This is a genomic window from Trichloromonas sp. (assembly GCF_034006665.1).
Taxonomy (GTDB): domain Bacteria; phylum Desulfobacterota; class Desulfuromonadia; order Desulfuromonadales; family Trichloromonadaceae; genus Trichloromonas.
Genome location: NZ_JAVESI010000011.1, coordinates 1 through 15,008, shown reverse-complemented (window position 1 = coordinate 15,008; position 15,008 = coordinate 1). Strand labels below are relative to the sequence as shown.

The window sequence follows — 15,008 nt, the reverse complement described above, 5'->3', positions numbered from 1 at the left end:
GGAGCGAATCGTAACGGCCAGGTACGTTGCAGCGATGAGAATGAGGGCAACGCCGCGAATGGGCGTTTTTCATCAGCCTAACCTTCCTCCTCGCCCTCCGGTTCGATCCCATACTTCGCCAGCCGGTAACGAATCGAACGGAAGGTGATGCCGAGAAGTTCAGCGGCTTTCTTGCGCACGCCACCGGTCTTCTCCAGGGTCCTGAGCAAAATGTCCTTTTCGATCCCGCCCAGATAAGCGTCGAGATCGAGTCCGGCATCGGGAATCTGCGTCAGGGCGCCGGACACCACCGGAGAGTCGTAGCGCAGATGGGCGGGCAGGCAATCGACGGTCAGCTCTTCCGCCGGGCCGAGAACCACGCAGCGCTCGATGATATTCTCCAGTTCGCGGATATTCCCGGGCCAATGGTAGTCGAGGAGACGACGCAGGGCCTTTTCCTCAATTTTGATCTCCTTGGGCGCGCCGAGTTTTTTGAAAAAGTGCTCGATCAGCAGGGGAATGTCGCCGCGCCGATCGCGCAGGGGGGGCAAGGTAAGGCAGATGACGTTGAGCCGGTAATAGAGATCCTCGCGAAAGGTACCCTTGGCCACGGCCTCAGCCAGATCCTTGTTGGTGGCGGTCACCACCCGGACATCGACCTTGATGTCTTTCGTCCCCCCTACCCGACGGAACTCCCGCTCCTGCAAGACCCGCAGCAGCTTGACCTGCATCAGCGGCGGCAATTCGCCGATTTCGTCGAGAAAGAGGGTGCCGCCGTTGGCGACCTCGAAGAGTCCAGCCTTCTGCTGTACGGCGCCGGTAAAGCTCCCCTTTTCATGGCCGAAGAGTTCGCTCTCCAGCAGATTCTCGGGAATCGCCCCGCAGTTGATAGGAACAATCGGCTTGTCCCGGCGATCGCTGTTGTAATGGATGGCCCGCGCCACCAACTCCTTGCCGGTGCCGCTCTCGCCGAAAATCATGACATTGGCCTTGCTCGCCGCGACCTTTTCGATGAGGGTGTAGACCTCCTGCATCGCCTTGCTCTTGCCGATCAGGCTGCCGAAGGAATAGCGCTTGCCCAGCTCTTTTTTCAGTTCCTGATTTTCCCGGCGCAGGCTGCGCCGCTCCAGGGCGTTCTGCACCACCAAGCGGATCTCGTCGTTCTTGAAAGGCTTGATGATGTAGTCGTAGGCGCCGTTTTTCATGGCTTCCACCGCCTCTTCCGTGGTGGAAAAAGCGGTGATCATGATCATGGCCGTCTCGGGAAAGCGCTGACGGACATGGGCCAGCAGTTCGAAGCCGGTCATCCGCGGCATCTTGATGTCGCTGATGATCAGATCGTAGGCGCAGGAACGCAGGCGCTCGACGGCCTGCTGCCCGTCGCCGACAGCATCGACCCGATAGCCGTCGCTGTGAAGCATGATGCTCAGAAATTCGCGCATGCTCTCCTCGTCATCGACGATGAGAATGCGGGGCTGGCCTTCCTGTTTCATGATATTCCCTTGGTGACGGAGGAAGGTTCCGCTCTCTGCGGCAAACGGATGGTAAAACGCGTGCCGCCGGCGGCACCGGGGTCGACGCGGACCTCGCCACCATGCCCTTCGACGATGGCGTGGACGGTCGCCAGGCCGAGGCCGGAACCTTTATCCTTGGTCGTGAAAAAAGGCTCGAAAATCCGGCCGCGCAACTCTTCGGGAATGCCCGGGCCGTTATCCTCCACATAAATGGCCGACATCTCGGGGAGGATGCCGAAGGTCAGATTCCCGCCGGCAGGCATGACCTCGGCGGCGTTGATCGCCAGGTTCCAGAGAGCCTGGCGCAACTGCTGGCGATCGACATTAAGATAAAAAGGACCGGAGTAGGCAGGCACCAGCCGCAGGGCAGAAAAACGCTGATCGCCGGCGAGAACCTCGACCAGTTCGTCGAGAAGCCGGGCGACGTCGACCGAAGCGCACTGCGCCGGACGCGGCCGGGCATAAACGAGAAAATCGGTAAGCAGTACGTTGAGGCGCTGGGCTTCCTTGACGATGATCTTCATCAGCCGCCGTTCCGCGGCGGTGAGATGGCTTCCTTCGAGGAGCAGTTGCGCGCTGCCGCTGATGGAGGCCAGGGGATTGCGGATTTCGTGGGCCATGCCCGAGGCCAGGCGACCGACGGCGGCCAGACGATCGGCGCGCTTGAGCTGCTCTTCCATGAGCTTGAATTCAGTGAGGTCCTGAAAAGCGACGAGCAAGCCGAGGATCTTCCCTTGGGAATCGCGCAGCAGGGACGAGGCGTAGCCGAGGGTCAGGCTCCGGCCGTCGACGGTGACAAAGCTTCCTTCCTTGCGGTTGACCAGAATGAAGCCGTGGTCGTCGATCACCTGGAAATCGGGGAAGACGTCACCCAAGGGGCGATTGTAGACTTCCGAAAGGCTGAACCCGGAAATTCGCCCCGCCGCCTGATTGAAAGAGCGAATCCGCCCTTCCGGGTTGACGATCAGCAGGCCGCTGGTGACATTGGCGAGAATCGTCCGGTTGAGGTTTTCCAACTCTTCGTAATCGATTTCGCGCTTTTCCAGGGCGGCTTCGCTGCGCCGCAGGCGATCGACGAGAATGGTGCTGAAGAGCGCGGTAGAGAAAAAGGCAAGAACATTGACGAAGACCGAATAGAAGACGGCGGTTCCGTCGATGGTCCGGGCCGAACCCAAGCTCCCGAATAAGGGGAGATAGCCGTAATATTGCAGATCGAGCAGGCTGCCGTAGAGAATGGCCGAGGCCGAGGCGACAAAGAGGATGTCCCGTCGGGCGAAAAAGAGGCTGGCGCCGATGATGACGAAAATATAGAGGAACGAAAAGAGGCTGTCGATGCCGCCGGTGACGTAGATCAGCGCCGTGACCAGGAGCAGATCCCAGACAACCTGGCCTTGGATGAAGAAACGCGGACGGCGCACCCGCCACAGCAAAAAACCCGAAAGGGCGATCTGCACGGCGCACAGTCCCCCCAGCAGATAGAGGGCCAGCAGGACCGGAGAAACGACCACGCCCCGAACGTACCATTGGTAGGCGAGGGCCCCGAGCAGGAAGAGTCCGATGATCAGCGCCCGGACCAGCAGATACCAGCGCAGCTGACTTCTGGCGATATGGGCGGGATGGGACCGGCGGAAAAGTTCGGAAAGTTTCCGCATCAGCCGCCGACGGTGCCGGCCAGCTTGAAGATCGGCAGGTACATGGCGATGACCAGGCCGCCTACAGTGGTGCCGAGGAAGAGCATGAGCAGCGGCTCCATCATCGCGGTCAGGTTGGCCACCGCGTCGTCCACTTCGTCGTCATAGAAGTCGGCAATCTTGTTGAGCATGGTATCGATGGCGCCGGACTGTTCACCGACCGCGATCATCTGGCAGACCATGGGCGGAAAGACCCCCGACTCCTCCAGCGGCTCGGCGATGGTCTTGCCCTCGCTGATGCTCTGGCGCACCTTATAGATGGCCGTCTCCACCGTCTTGTTGCCGGCGGTCTTGGCGACGATATCGAGGCCGTCGAGAATCGGCACGCCGCTGGAGATCATCGTTCCCAGCGTGCGGGTGAACTTGGCAACGGCGACCTTGCGGATGAGAATGCCGAAGACCGGGATCTTCAAGGCCCATCGGTCGATCGTCGCCCGCCCCGCCTTGGTCCGGTAGATGCGCTTGAAACCCCAAATGGAAAGGACAATGGCGGCGATGATGACGAGGATGTATTTCTGGATGAAATTGCTGATGTTGATGACGACCTGGGTCGGCATCGGCAACGAGCCGCCGAAATCGGCGAACATCTTCTCGAAGGCGGGGATGACAAAGACCAGGATGACGGCGATGACCAGCACGGCGATGCCGACGATGGTGGTCGGATAGGTCATGGCGCTCTTCACCTGTTTCTTCAGCTTGAGCGCCTTCTCGATGTAGGCGGCGAGGCGGTTGAGGATGGTATCGAGAATACCGCCGACTTCGCCGGCGGCGACCAGGTTGACATAGAGATCGTCGAAGGCCTTGGGATGCTTTTTCAGGGCATCGGCGAAGGTGGAGCCGGACTCCACCGCCTCCTTGACGTTGACCAGAATCCCCTTGAAGGTCTTGTTGTCCTGCTGGCGGCCGAGGATGTCGAGACACTGAACCAAGGGGAGACCGGCGTCGATCATGGTAGCGAACTGACGGGTGAAGACCACCAGATCCTTGGTCGTGATCTTCGGGGCGAAACCGGGAATCTTCAGCTCGACATCGAGTCCCTTGCCCCGTTCCTTGACCTTGGTCGGCATAATCCCGCTACGGCGCAACTGGGCATTGACCGCCGCCTCGTTGGGTGCTTCCATCTCCCCCTTCTGCACCTGGCCCGCGCGATTCTTGCCTTCCCAGGAAAACTTCGCCATATAAACACCTCGTTTTGAAACATCGATGGGTTCAGGGCGGGCGATAAGCGCCCCGCCCGTTACGATCAAGCTATTGCCGCGGCGGCGCGGGGACACCACCAGAGACGTTGCGGCGCAAAACCGCTGCCGGGTTGGCGATCATCTGCTTGAGCTCCTCCGGCTCCGAGGAACGGCTGAGGGCGGTCTCCATGGTCACCAGTTTCTTGTGGTAGAGCATGAAGAGCGCTTGGTTCATGGTCTGCATGCCGTACTTATCCTGTCCCATCTGCATCTGCGAATAGATCTGATGGACCTTGTCGTCGCGGATCAGGGCGCGGATCGCCATGTTCGGCACCATGACCTCCAGAGCCAGCACCCGCCCGTTACCGCCGGCGCGGGGGAGAAGGGTCTGGGAGAGTACCCCTTCGAGGACGAAGGAGAGTTGGGTACGCACCTGCTGCTGCTGAGTGGTGGGGAAGACGTCGACAATCCGGTTGATGGTCTGCACGCAGGAGTTGGTGTGCAAGGTGGCGAAGCAGAGATGGCCGGTTTCGGCGATGGTCAACGCCGCCTCGATCGTCTCCATGTCGCGCATCTCCCCGAGGAGAACCACGTCGGGATCCTGGCGCAGAATGTACTTGAGCGCCTTTTTGAAGGACTGGGTGTCGGCCCCCACCTCACGCTGGTTGACCAGGCATTTTTTATGGGGGTGGAGAAATTCGACGGGATCCTCGATGGTGATGATATGTTCGGCCCGCTCACTGTTGATGGAATCGATCATCGACGCCAGGGTCGTCGACTTGCCGCTGCCGGTCGGCCCGGTGACCAGCACCAGCCCCCGAGGCTTCTTGCAGATGTCCCGCACCACCTGGGGCAAACCCAGCTCCTCAAAGGTCTTGATCTGGTAGGGAATGAGCCGGAAGGCCCCGGCCACTGCGCCGCGCTGCATGAAGAGATTGCCGCGGAAGCGGGAGAGTCCCTTGACCCCGAAAGAGAGGTCGAGCTCGTTCTCTTCCTCAAACTTGCGTTTCTGCGCGTCGGTGAGGATGCTGTAACAGAGCTGCTTGGTATCCGCCGGCTGCAAGAGGGGCAACTTGAGGGGAACCATTTCGCCGTCGATGCGCACCAGCGGCGCGGTGCCCGTGGAAATATGCAGGTCCGAGGCCCCCTGCTCGACCATCGTCTTCAAAAGCTGATGCATGCTGACCATAGGTGTCACACCTCTTCAGTAAAAAGCCGCCGGGGCGGCAAGGGCCCTTTCCACAAAAATGAATCGTCAGTTGTCGGCAACGGTACAGCGCAGGACCTCTTCCATGGAGGTCACGCCCTCCTTGAGTTTGGTCAGAGCCGACTGGCGCATGGTTTTGACCCCCAAGCGCATCGATTCGCGCTTGATTTCCGCCGTGTTCGCTCCGGCCAGGATCAGTTCGCGGATCTCCTCGAACATCGGCATGATCTGGTAAATACCGACCCGCCCCTTGTAGCCGGTGTTGTTGCAGGTCGGGCAGCCGACGCCCCGATAACAGACGTATTCATCCACCTCGTCGGGAGAAACCCCGGCATCGATCAGCGCCTGTTTGGGGATATCCTCCGGCTGCTTGCAGGCCGAGCAGACCCGCCGGCCAAGGCGCTGGGCGGTGATCAGGTTGACCGCTGAAGCCACCAGAAAAGGCTCGATCCCCATGTTGAGCAGACGGTTGATGGTACTCGGAGCGTCGTTGGTATGCAGGGTCGAAAGGACCAGGTGCCCGGTCAGGGCCGCCTTGACCCCAATCTCCGCCGTTTCGAAGTCGCGGATCTCGCCAATCATGATGATGTCCGGATCCTGCCGCAAAAAGGCGCGCAAGGCGGCAGCAAAGTTAAGACCGATTTCCTCGTGCATCTGCACCTGGTTGATGCCGGCGAAGTTGAACTCCACCGGATCCTCGGCGGTGGAGATATTTTCCGTGACCTTGTTCAGTTCGGCCAGAGCCGAATAGAGAGAAACAGTCTTGCCGCTACCGGTCGGGCCGGTGACCAAGACCATGCCGAAGGGCTTGTGAATCGCCTCCTTGAACCAAGTAAGGGCCTGTGGTTCGTAGCCGAGCTTGGTCATGTCGAGCTGGAGGTTCGATTTGTCGAGCAGTCGCAGAACGATCTTCTCGCCAAAGAGGGTCGGCAGGCAGTTGACTCGGTAGTCCATGTCCTTGCCGGGGCCGAGCTTGATCTTGATGCGCCCGTCCTGGGGCAGGCGGCGTTCGGCGATGTCCATCTCGGCCATGATCTTGATGCGCGAAGTGATGGCGTTCTTCAGCTTCATCGGTGGCTTCATCATTTCATAAAGCACACCGTCGATGCGATAACGCACGCGGAAGGTCATTTCGTAGGGCTCGATATGGATATCCGAAGCGTTGCGCTTGATGGCGTCGGTCAGAATCAGATTGACCAGCTTGACGACGGGGGCGTCCTCGCTGGCCTTTTCCAGATCACGGACATCGACGTTGTCCGCCTCGTCCACCACCTCCAGGTCGATGTCCTCCAGATCCTCCATAACATCGGCGAAGGTCGCGCTCTGATCGTAATATTTGTCGATCGCCGTCTTGATCGCCGCCTCGGGAGCGACCACCACCTCGACATTGTAGCCGGTCATGAACTTGATGTCGTCGATGGCGAAGATGTTGGAGGGGTCGCTCATGGCGACGATCAGGGTGGAGCCGGCGCGGTTGATGGGGATGATCTGGTATTTCTGGGCGACTTCGGCAGGGAGCAGGCGAATGACCGCCGTGTCGATCTCGAATTCGGCAAGATTAATGGAAGGAACGCCGTACTGACGGGAAAGGAAGGCCGCAAGCTCGTCTTCTTTGATGAAGTTGAGCTTGACCAGGGCGCCGCCCAGCCGGCAGCCTTCGCTCTTCTGAAGATCCAGAGCCTTTTTTAGTTGTTCCTCGGTGACCAGCTGATTGCGTACCAGCAGTTCACCCAGACGGTTGCCTTTGATCGTCGACAAGGGACAACTCCTCGCAGGGTCAGCCGGTCACAAGACCGACTCTTTCATAAAAAACAGCTACCGGGCGGCGACCGCCGCCAAAAGTTGCGCTTTCATCACGCCGGATGGCGGAGCCTGGCCGATCCAGAGCCGAAACCCCTCCTCCCCCTGGGCGGCGAGCATGCCCAGTCCGTCGGCCCCGCCATGGCCGTGTGCGGCGGCCGCGCGCAGCAGGGGAGTGGGCTCGAAACCATAGACCATATCGTATACCGCCGCGCCGGAAGGGAGCTTTTTCCAGGGGAAGTCCGCCAGGGACTCCCCGCCAAGTCCCAGCGCCGACGTATTCACCAGCAGATCGACTCCGGGCAGATGCGCGGTCAGCGCCTCTCTGGCCAGACTGCAACTTGCAAACGACGTGCCGGAAAAAATCGGCCCGAACTCCGCCACCAGCGCCGTCGCCCGCTCCGGGGTACGGTTGGCGACAACGATGGACCCCGCCCCGGCCTGGGCCAGGGCAACCAAAGCAGCGCGACAGGCGCCGCCGGCGCCCAGGAGCAGAATCCGCCGCCCCGCCGGGTCGAAACCGAGATCCTCGGCCAGGGAGCGGAGAAAGCCGCTGCCGTCCGTATTGTAGCCGGTAAGACAGCCGTCGCGATTAACGACGGTATTGACCGCGCCGATCAGCCGGGCCTGGGAATCGACGACATCGAGGAGAGGGCAAACCCGTTCTTTGTGAGGAACGGTTAAATTGACACCGAGCAAGTCAAGAATCCGTATCGATGCGACGGCTTGGGGCAGATGCTCGGGCAGGACGTGGAAGGGGACGTAAACGGCGTCGAAACCGATCCGCGCCAGGGCTTCGTTGTGCATGAGAGGGGAGAGGGAATGTTTCACCGGATCGCCGAAAATCCCGAGAATCCGGGTGGTGCCGCTAATCTTCATGCCATTCTCCCAAGCCCGAGGCGGGGGCTTCCGGCTCGGTGATAAGGTCGAGGTATTCCCGGTAGGTAACCAGCTGCCGCCGGTGGAGGATATCCCGGGCGGCGGTGATGTCCGAGGCGATCGCCTGGCTCAGTTCAACCACCGAGGGGAAGCGCTTTTCGTTGCGCAACCGCTCAAAGAAGTAGACCCGCAAGGTCTCGCCGTAGAGATCCCCGGAAAAATCGAGGAGGTGGACTTCGACCGTCACCTCCTGGTTACCGAAGGTGGGATTCCAGCCGATGTTGAGAACCCCGTCATAAAATACCCGGCCGCGCCGGACCTTCACCGCGTAGACCCCGGGAATGGGCAGCAGCTCCTTCTCCGTCACCAGGTTGGCGGTGGGAAAACCGAGCTTGCGCCCCCGTTCGACGCCGTGGGCCACCACCCCTTCCAGGGTATAGTGGCGACCGAGAAAGCGCACCACCCCGGCGACATCGCCGGCGCTGATCATGTTGCGTACCAGGGAGCTGCTGTAGACCACGTTGTGCTCGGCCAGCGGTTCGAGCACCTCGACAGTAAAGCCGATTTCCCGCGCCTGCTCCTGCAAAAAACGGATGTTGCCGAGACGGCCCCGGCCGAAAGCATAGTCGTAACCGACGAGAAGGTGGCGCACGGCGAGCCGATTAACGAGAATCTCGCGAACGAATTCGGCGGCGCTCAAACGCGACAGCTCTTCGGTGAAGGGCAGGCAGACCAGTAGATCGATACGCGAGGCGGCAATAAGCAGTTCTTTTTCCGCCTGGGTGTTAAGCAGTTTCGGCGCTCGTTCGGGAGCAAGGATCTTGAGGGGATGGGGCTCGAAGGTGAGCACCGTCGCCGTGCCGCCGACGGAGCGGGCCTTGCGCACCACCCGCCGGAAGATTTCCCGGTGGCCAAGATGCACTCCATCGAAATTGCCGATGGTCAGCACCGTCTCCCGGGGCGGCGTGGCCAGATCCCGCAGATCGCGGATGGTTTTCATGAAGCCAGCCCTTTCGCTCCGGCCCTCTTCTTCGCCGTCTTTGCCCCTCTTCCGGCCGCCGTTTCTTCCCGCGCTTCGCCCTTTTTCCGGCGGGGCCGGGTCGCGCCCTCGGTCGGTGCCTCTTCCTCAAGAACGAAATCGATCTCCCGGCGGGGCAGATCGACCCGGGCCAGACGTACCCGAAGCGGCATGCCGACCTGGAAAATCCGCCGCCGATGCTCGCCGATCAGGCGTTGCAGATCTTCCTCGTAATGATAAAAGTCATCCTCCAGACTGGAGATGTGCACCAACCCCTCGATGAAAATCTCATCGAGTTCGACAAAAAAGCCGAAGGGGAGCACCCCCGAAACCAAGGCCGAAAAGACCTCGCCCAGGCGCGGCAGCATGAACTGGCATTTCTTCAGGGCGACGATCTCCCGTTCCGCTTCCATCGCCCGCCGTTCGCACATCGACGTCCGCTCCCCCGCCCCCGGCAGGTACTTCCTCCAGGCCGCCGCCCGCTCCTCGCCCAGATGTCCGGTGCGCAAAACCTCGCGCAGGATGCGGTGGACGATCAGATCGGGATAACGGCGGATGGGCGAGGTGAAATGGCAGTAGAGTTCGGCGGCCAGCCCGAAATGTCCGACATTTTCCGGCGCGTAGCGGGCCTGTTTGAGACTGCGCAGCAGCGCGTTGTTGAGCAATTTCTCCTCGGGCCGCCCTTGGAGCTCGGTCAGCAGCTTCTGCAGCTCGCGGGCGTCGACCCCCGTTTCCGAAAGTTTCAGACCAAAATTGAAATGGGCGGCGAAAGCTTGGAATTCCTGGAGTTTTTCCAGGTCGGGCGGCTCGTGGATGCGATAGAGCAGCGGCGCCTGGCGCTCGTGAAGAAAGGTCGCCACCGCTTCGTTGGCAGCGAGCATGAATTCCTCGATCAGCCGATGGGCGAAGGTGCGCTCGGCCCGGAGGATGCTTTCCGGCTTGCCGGTCAGGCCGAGAATCACCTCGGCCTCGGGCAGATCGAAATCGAGGCTCCCGCGCAGCCTGCGCATCTCGATCAGGCGCCCAGCCAGCTCGGCCATGACCTGAAGATCGGGAAGGAGCGCCCCGAAACGTTCCAGGGTCGCGGCCGCCGCCTCGCCCCCATCGAGCATCGCCTGGACCTCGGTGTAGGTGAGGCGTGCCCGGCTGCGCATGAGAGCAGGATAGAAACGGCTCTCCAGCCGTTGCCCCCGGCCGTCGAAGAGCATCTCGGCGGTCATTACCAGACGATCGACGTCGGGGTTGAGGGAGCAGATGCCGTTACTCAGCGCCTCGGGGAGCATGGGCAGGCAATGCCCAGGGAAATAGACGCTGGTGCCGCGCTCATAAGCTTCCCGGTCGATCTCCCTCCCCACGGGGACATAATGTCCGACATCGGCAATCGCCACCCAGAGGCGGATGCCCCCCCCCTCTTCCCGGCGCGCCACCACCGCATCGTCGAAATCCTTGGCCGTCTCCCCGTCGATGGTCACCAGCGGCAACTCCCGCAGATCGACCCGCCCGGCCCGATCCGCTTCCGTCACCGCCGTCGGCACCTGGCCCGCCGCCGCCAGTACCGCCGCGGAGAAGCGGTGGGGCAGCTCATACTTGTAGGCGACGGCGAGAATCTCCACCCGCGGATCGTCGGCATCGCCGAGCACCTCCAGCACCGTCCCTTCCGGCCCACGGGTGGCGCTAGGAAAGCTGTCGATGCGCGCCACCACCATCTGGCCGGCGCGGGGGGCCAGCGGCCCGGGGTCGGGGATGATGAGATCGTAGCGGAAGCGGGGATCGGCGGGAACGACGTAGCCGAAACCGCGCCCGGCCTCGTAACGGCCGATGACCTGCCGCTGCCCGCGCTCGACGATGCGCACCAGGCGCCCCTCGGGCTTGCCGTCGCGAGGGGAGCGCTCGATGCGCACCGCCACCTTGTCGCCGTCCATGACCTCGCGCAGGTAGCGGGCGGGGACGAAGACATCGGCCTGCCCCTCAGGGGCGGCGACAAAGCCGTAACCGTCGCGGTGCAGGGAGATAGTGCCGACCACCAGATCGACCTGACGGGGGAGGGAATAGCGACCGTTGCGGTGGCGGATCAACGCCCCCCGTTCGACCAGATTTCCGAGCAGTTCCAAGACGTGCCAGCGTTCGTCGCGGCGCAGCCGGAAACCGGCCAGAATTTCCCGCTCGCTCAGCGGGCGTCGGGCTTGTCGGGCGATGAAATCAAGGAGTTCGTCGGCACGGGGAGACATCGGCGGTCCGTCCTGGTGGGGCCAAGACCGGCCCGTCACTCAATGGGGTTGATAACCATTCCGGAGAGGATCTTTGGATAGAAGTAGGTCGATTTCTGCGGCATCTTACCACCGGCGTTGGCGACGTCGCGGACCTCGGACATGCGCGTCGGGTTGACCAGAAAGGCCAGCTGCGCGTTGTTTGCCACAACCATGCCGAGCGCTTCGTCGATCCCGCGGATATAGCGCAGCCGCTCGGAATCGTCAGGAGCGATGCCCAACAAACCTTCGAAGAGCAGGTGATGAAGGATGGAGATATCGAGGGTGCGCAGAACCTTGGGCGTCTTCTCGTCGAAAAAGTCGTCCATGACCCCTTCGTCCCGCAGGGAAAGATAATGAATCCTGCCGTCGCCGGCGAAGAGCGCCAGGGTATGCCGGTGGCTCCCCAGGTCACTCAGGTGCGCGCGCAGGGCGTGAATCTGTTCGTCGTCTTGGGGATCGAAGACCTGACTTTCGATGTCGAAATAGTCGGCCAACCGACCGAAGAAGGCCGCACGGTCGAAACCCGCCAGGCCGCTGACGACCCGATGGGCGGGAAAGATGCGCATGCCCTTATCTTCCATGTTGGAAAAGCACATGAGCACATAGTTGAAGAGTTCCTTGCCGGTGTAGTCGGGATGCAGCTGACGCATGTAATCGCGATAGGCGATGGCCGCCTCGTAGCGATGATGGCCGTCGGCCAGCACCACCGGCTTGTTGTCGAGCAACGCCTGGGCCTTGCCGATCAGGGTGGAGTCAGAGCAGCACCAGAGGCGGTGGTGAACACCGTCGTCATCCCGCACGTCTACCTCGGGGGGGCGGTCTTTTTCTTTCTTCGCCAGCACTTCCAGGACACAGCAGGGATCGGAATAGAGGGAGAAAACCGGAGTGAGATTGGCCTGGCAGGCCTTGATCAGGGCCAGGCGATCGGCCTTGGGATCAGCCAGAGTCTTTTCGTGAGGTTTGACCAGGCCGGTGGAAAACTCCTCGATGCGGGCCAGGGTGATGATGCCATTCCGGGTCAGCGTGCCGCCGTCCTCGTCGGCATATTCCTGGTCATAGAGATAGATGGAAGGCTCGGCATCGCGGACCAGGATTCCGTCCAAACGCCACTGGCGCAGCAGGGCGGCGGCACGGATGTAGCGGTTATCCTCGGCGCTGTCCTCGGGGCGGGTCCGGCCGAGGATCAAACGCACGATGTTGTACTCGTGGCGCCGGTGCAGCTCTTCCTGCAAATTCGGGGAGATCACATCGTAGGGCGGGGCCGTGACCTGGGCAAGTTCAGCGATTCGCTTGGCGGAGTAACGCAGCCCCCGAAAAGGGACAATCTTAGCCATCAAAAACTCCCTTAACCAGATTAAATCAAAATTTGACTATACTTAAAGAGGTCAAAGGGTTGCAAGGGAAAAACCGGAACGCTACGCAAAGCCGCCGGTGGCCGGATTTCAGCGCAGCACGCAGATCCGGCCGGTGGCGGCATGACTGACCCCGACCGCGTAGTGGCGCCGCGCCGGAGACCTAGGGCGCGGGGATTGGCGGCTTCCGCCCCTTCCCCGTCGTTGTCGGGATGAAAATTGAGGACCGCTTCGCCGGTGCGCCAGTCGATGGCGTAGAGTCGCGCCCTGCCGGGATTGCCGACGACACAAGGGAGCGGCGGCAGCACTTCGGGAGCATCGGGCGTATAAGTGGTGAAATAGACAACTCAGTTGAAGATCAAGGGCGCGGCCAGAACCTCCCCCCCCCCTGGGCGAACGGGGGCTCAGACTAGCAAGGTCCGGGCTTTGGCGATGCGCCGATGAATAACTTCCAGAATTCGGGAAATAATGACGGGGGATTCGTAGCGTTCGCAAAAACCCTCGCCCAAAATCGCGGCTTCTTTCTCCACCCGCTCGATCAGCTTGCGCAATGCGTTATGGACCGCCCTAAGTCCGATGCCGGCCTCTTGGGAAAAGCGCTCGAGGTGATGGGGAAGCAGATAGCGGGGATCCTTCTCCCCGCCCCTGCGCATGGCGAATTTGTTGTTGACCCGTTCGTACACGGCCGTCGAAATCAGATCATAGAAAGGTGCCAGGCGGACGCGGCCGTCAGCGTAGAGAAAGGCGATATTTTTGCCGTGGGCGTCGGCATTGCCGATGAGAAAATTGAACAGCGCCCAGCGCAGCAACGCCGCCGAGTCCGGCAGAGGTTCCGAACTCCACTCCCGCACCAGATCAAAGCAATCCCGAAAACCCGGTCCCCCCTCTTTTTCATACTTGCGGTCCGAGGGCACCCCCAAGGCCTGACAGAAATCCTCCTGATGCAGGCGCGTAAGATCTCCGGGCGGCGTCTTTCGGCGATCATACCGGGCAACCAGATAGACCGCGGCCCCATCCATCAAGACGACCTCGGCGGCAGGGACCGCCAGACCGACCCGGCGGGCAGAGCGAAGACATTACCGGAAGAGAGGCCCAAGTTTGCGGCTAACTGTTCACGAACGGCGCCTTCCGGCAGCAGGTTTTCAAAAAAGGCGCGGCTGGCCGGGTCGTCAAAGATGCGTTCGCCGCCCAGGGGCGGAAGAGGCAAATGGCGCGACAAAGGAAGCGCATCGGCCAGAGCCGGATAGGTGGCGACGTAGTGAAACGAAAGCCCGGCGTCGTCGCGACGCAAGATCCCGGCGTGGCGTGCCCCCAGATAGACGTCGAGGGCGTTCATTTACGCGTCCCCAGAGGATCTTGCGAACGGGGATAAATGTAAAGTTCCAGCCCCAGCGCTCGCAACACCTGCAGCACCTTGCCCAACTCAGCCGTCTCCTTGCCGTTTTCCAGTTGCGAAAGGAATTTGGTGCCGACGCCGGAAAGGGCCGCGGCATCTTCCTGAAGGGTAGCGACTTCTTTGCGTTTGGCGCGAATAGCCCGGCCAAGTTCAGCGGCCGTGGCAATTTTGCCATAGGATGAAACCGGCGGGAGTTCCGTTACCGTATCATTCATAGGTCGGTGTCCGTTCAACAGAAAAATTTGGGGATCGAATATGTTCGGTCGGACAAATTCTCTCCCAAACAGAGTCGGAAAACAACAATTTGTTTGTTCGGACAGATTTTTCGGAAACCTTTGAGCTAAAGAGGAAATATTCCCGAATAGACATATTTTGGCGTTGAAGGGTAGCGCCGGAAGTCATGACCAGGTTTGTGGACAGGAAAAGTGGCGGAACAAGATTTGATAATCATATAAAAGGCCCCTCCCGGCATAACGAGAAGGCAAAGACTTCCTGATATGCTGCTAAAGAGACCAATCTCTAACATCGGGAGGTGCCCAATGAAACTGTACTCGGGAATTGATCTGCATTCAACCAACAGCTATCTGGCAATCATCGACGAAAATGGCAAGCGCATCTTCAACCTGAATCCGTGAGCTCTTCCCCCGTACCTCGGGTTTCCCCTTTCTGAGGGGCGAATTCGGGGGCATGAATTGTGGCGTGAACTAAAAACGGCCTCCTGGGTTCCGCTACATGCGACGATCTT

13 protein-coding genes are annotated in these 15,008 nt (G+C 60.9%); all 13 read right to left on the bottom strand.

Annotated elements, in window-relative coordinates:
- Window positions 1–77 precede the first annotated feature (77 nt).
- The 13 genes from RBR25_RS06315 to RBR25_RS06255 all read right to left on the bottom strand — a co-directional run bounded on the left by RBR25_RS06315 (window position 78) and on the right by RBR25_RS06255 (window position 14,478).
- On the bottom strand, window positions 78–1,472 hold the full coding sequence (locus RBR25_RS06315) for a sigma-54-dependent transcriptional regulator (protein ID WP_432818696.1): 1,395 nt from the start codon (window positions 1,470–1,472) through the stop codon (window positions 78–80).
- Window positions 1,469–3,145, bottom strand: coding sequence for a two-component system sensor histidine kinase NtrB (locus tag RBR25_RS06310; protein ID WP_432818695.1), 1,677 nt, complete (start codon window positions 3,143–3,145; stop codon window positions 1,469–1,471). Before RBR25_RS06310 ends, RBR25_RS06315 begins: the two co-directional genes overlap by 4 nt.
- Window positions 3,145–4,362: a type II secretion system F family protein gene (locus RBR25_RS06305; protein WP_432818694.1), complete on the bottom strand. Its 1,218-nt coding sequence runs from the start codon at window positions 4,360–4,362 to the stop codon at window positions 3,145–3,147. The genes RBR25_RS06310 and RBR25_RS06305 overlap by 1 nt, the downstream gene beginning before the upstream one ends.
- A 70-nt stretch (window positions 4,363–4,432) precedes the next feature.
- Window positions 4,433–5,551 (bottom strand): type IV pilus twitching motility protein PilT, encoded by a 1,119-nt coding sequence (locus RBR25_RS06300; RefSeq protein WP_432818693.1) that lies wholly within the window; start codon window positions 5,549–5,551, stop codon window positions 4,433–4,435.
- A 66-nt stretch (window positions 5,552–5,617) separates the two neighbouring features.
- Window positions 5,618–7,318: a type IV-A pilus assembly ATPase PilB gene (gene pilB, locus RBR25_RS06295; protein ID WP_432818756.1), complete on the bottom strand. Its 1,701-nt coding sequence runs from the start codon at window positions 7,316–7,318 to the stop codon at window positions 5,618–5,620.
- A gap of 66 nt (window positions 7,319–7,384) precedes the next feature.
- On the bottom strand, window positions 7,385–8,248 hold the full coding sequence (gene aroE, locus RBR25_RS06290) for a shikimate dehydrogenase (protein WP_432818692.1): 864 nt from the start codon (window positions 8,246–8,248) through the stop codon (window positions 7,385–7,387).
- Window positions 8,238–9,248, bottom strand: a complete 1,011-nt coding sequence (locus RBR25_RS06285; protein WP_432818691.1) for a bifunctional riboflavin kinase/FAD synthetase — start codon at window positions 9,246–9,248, stop codon at window positions 8,238–8,240. Before RBR25_RS06285 ends, aroE begins: the two co-directional genes overlap by 11 nt.
- Window positions 9,245–11,494 (bottom strand): ribonuclease R, encoded by a 2,250-nt coding sequence (rnr, locus tag RBR25_RS06280; RefSeq protein WP_432818690.1) that lies wholly within the window; start codon window positions 11,492–11,494, stop codon window positions 9,245–9,247. The genes RBR25_RS06285 and rnr overlap by 4 nt, the downstream gene beginning before the upstream one ends.
- A gap of 35 nt (window positions 11,495–11,529) precedes the next feature.
- Window positions 11,530–12,849, bottom strand: coding sequence for a DUF1015 domain-containing protein (locus tag RBR25_RS06275; protein ID WP_432818689.1), 1,320 nt, complete (start codon window positions 12,847–12,849; stop codon window positions 11,530–11,532).
- Between the two features lie 20 nt (window positions 12,850–12,869).
- A complete protein-coding gene (locus RBR25_RS06270; protein ID WP_432818688.1) occupies window positions 12,870–13,175 on the bottom strand; it encodes a hypothetical protein in 306 nt (101 codons plus the stop codon).
- Window positions 13,176–13,271: 96 nt separating this feature from the next.
- Window positions 13,272–13,886, bottom strand: coding sequence for a HipA domain-containing protein (locus tag RBR25_RS06265; RefSeq protein WP_432818687.1), 615 nt, complete (start codon window positions 13,884–13,886; stop codon window positions 13,272–13,274).
- Window positions 13,886–14,203: a HipA N-terminal domain-containing protein gene (locus RBR25_RS06260; RefSeq protein WP_432818686.1), complete on the bottom strand. Its 318-nt coding sequence runs from the start codon at window positions 14,201–14,203 to the stop codon at window positions 13,886–13,888. The genes RBR25_RS06265 and RBR25_RS06260 overlap by 1 nt, the downstream gene beginning before the upstream one ends.
- A complete protein-coding gene (locus tag RBR25_RS06255) occupies window positions 14,200–14,478 on the bottom strand; it encodes a helix-turn-helix domain-containing protein (RefSeq protein WP_432818685.1) in 279 nt (92 codons plus the stop codon). The genes RBR25_RS06260 and RBR25_RS06255 overlap by 4 nt, the downstream gene beginning before the upstream one ends.
- Window positions 14,479–15,008 lie beyond the last annotated feature (530 nt).

What these genes read in the sequence shown, in the direction of transcription:
- rnr (WP_432818690.1), bottom strand. Translation starts at nt 11,494, where the DNA reads ATGTCTCCCCGTGCCGACGAACTCCTTGATTTCATCGCCCGACAAGCC.
- RBR25_RS06285 (WP_432818691.1), bottom strand. Translation starts at nt 9,248, where the DNA reads ATGAAAACCATCCGCGATCTGCGGGATCTGGCCACGCCGCCCCGGGAG.
- RBR25_RS06275 (WP_432818689.1), bottom strand. Translation starts at nt 12,849, where the DNA reads ATGGCTAAGATTGTCCCTTTTCGGGGGCTGCGTTACTCCGCCAAGCGA.
- RBR25_RS06305 (WP_432818694.1), bottom strand. Translation starts at nt 4,362, where the DNA reads ATGGCGAAGTTTTCCTGGGAAGGCAAGAATCGCGCGGGCCAGGTGCAG.
- RBR25_RS06260 (WP_432818686.1), bottom strand. Translation starts at nt 14,203, where the DNA reads ATGAACGCCCTCGACGTCTATCTGGGGGCACGCCACGCCGGGATCTTG.
- RBR25_RS06315 (WP_432818696.1), bottom strand. Translation starts at nt 1,472, where the DNA reads ATGAAACAGGAAGGCCAGCCCCGCATTCTCATCGTCGATGACGAGGAG.
- RBR25_RS06255 (WP_432818685.1), bottom strand. Translation starts at nt 14,478, where the DNA reads ATGAATGATACGGTAACGGAACTCCCGCCGGTTTCATCCTATGGCAAA.
- aroE (WP_432818692.1), bottom strand. Translation starts at nt 8,248, where the DNA reads ATGAAGATTAGCGGCACCACCCGGATTCTCGGGATTTTCGGCGATCCG.
- RBR25_RS06300 (WP_432818693.1), bottom strand. Translation starts at nt 5,551, where the DNA reads ATGGTCAGCATGCATCAGCTTTTGAAGACGATGGTCGAGCAGGGGGCC.
- RBR25_RS06265 (WP_432818687.1), bottom strand. Translation starts at nt 13,886, where the DNA reads ATGGATGGGGCCGCGGTCTATCTGGTTGCCCGGTATGATCGCCGAAAG.
- RBR25_RS06310 (WP_432818695.1), bottom strand. Translation starts at nt 3,145, where the DNA reads ATGCGGAAACTTTCCGAACTTTTCCGCCGGTCCCATCCCGCCCATATC.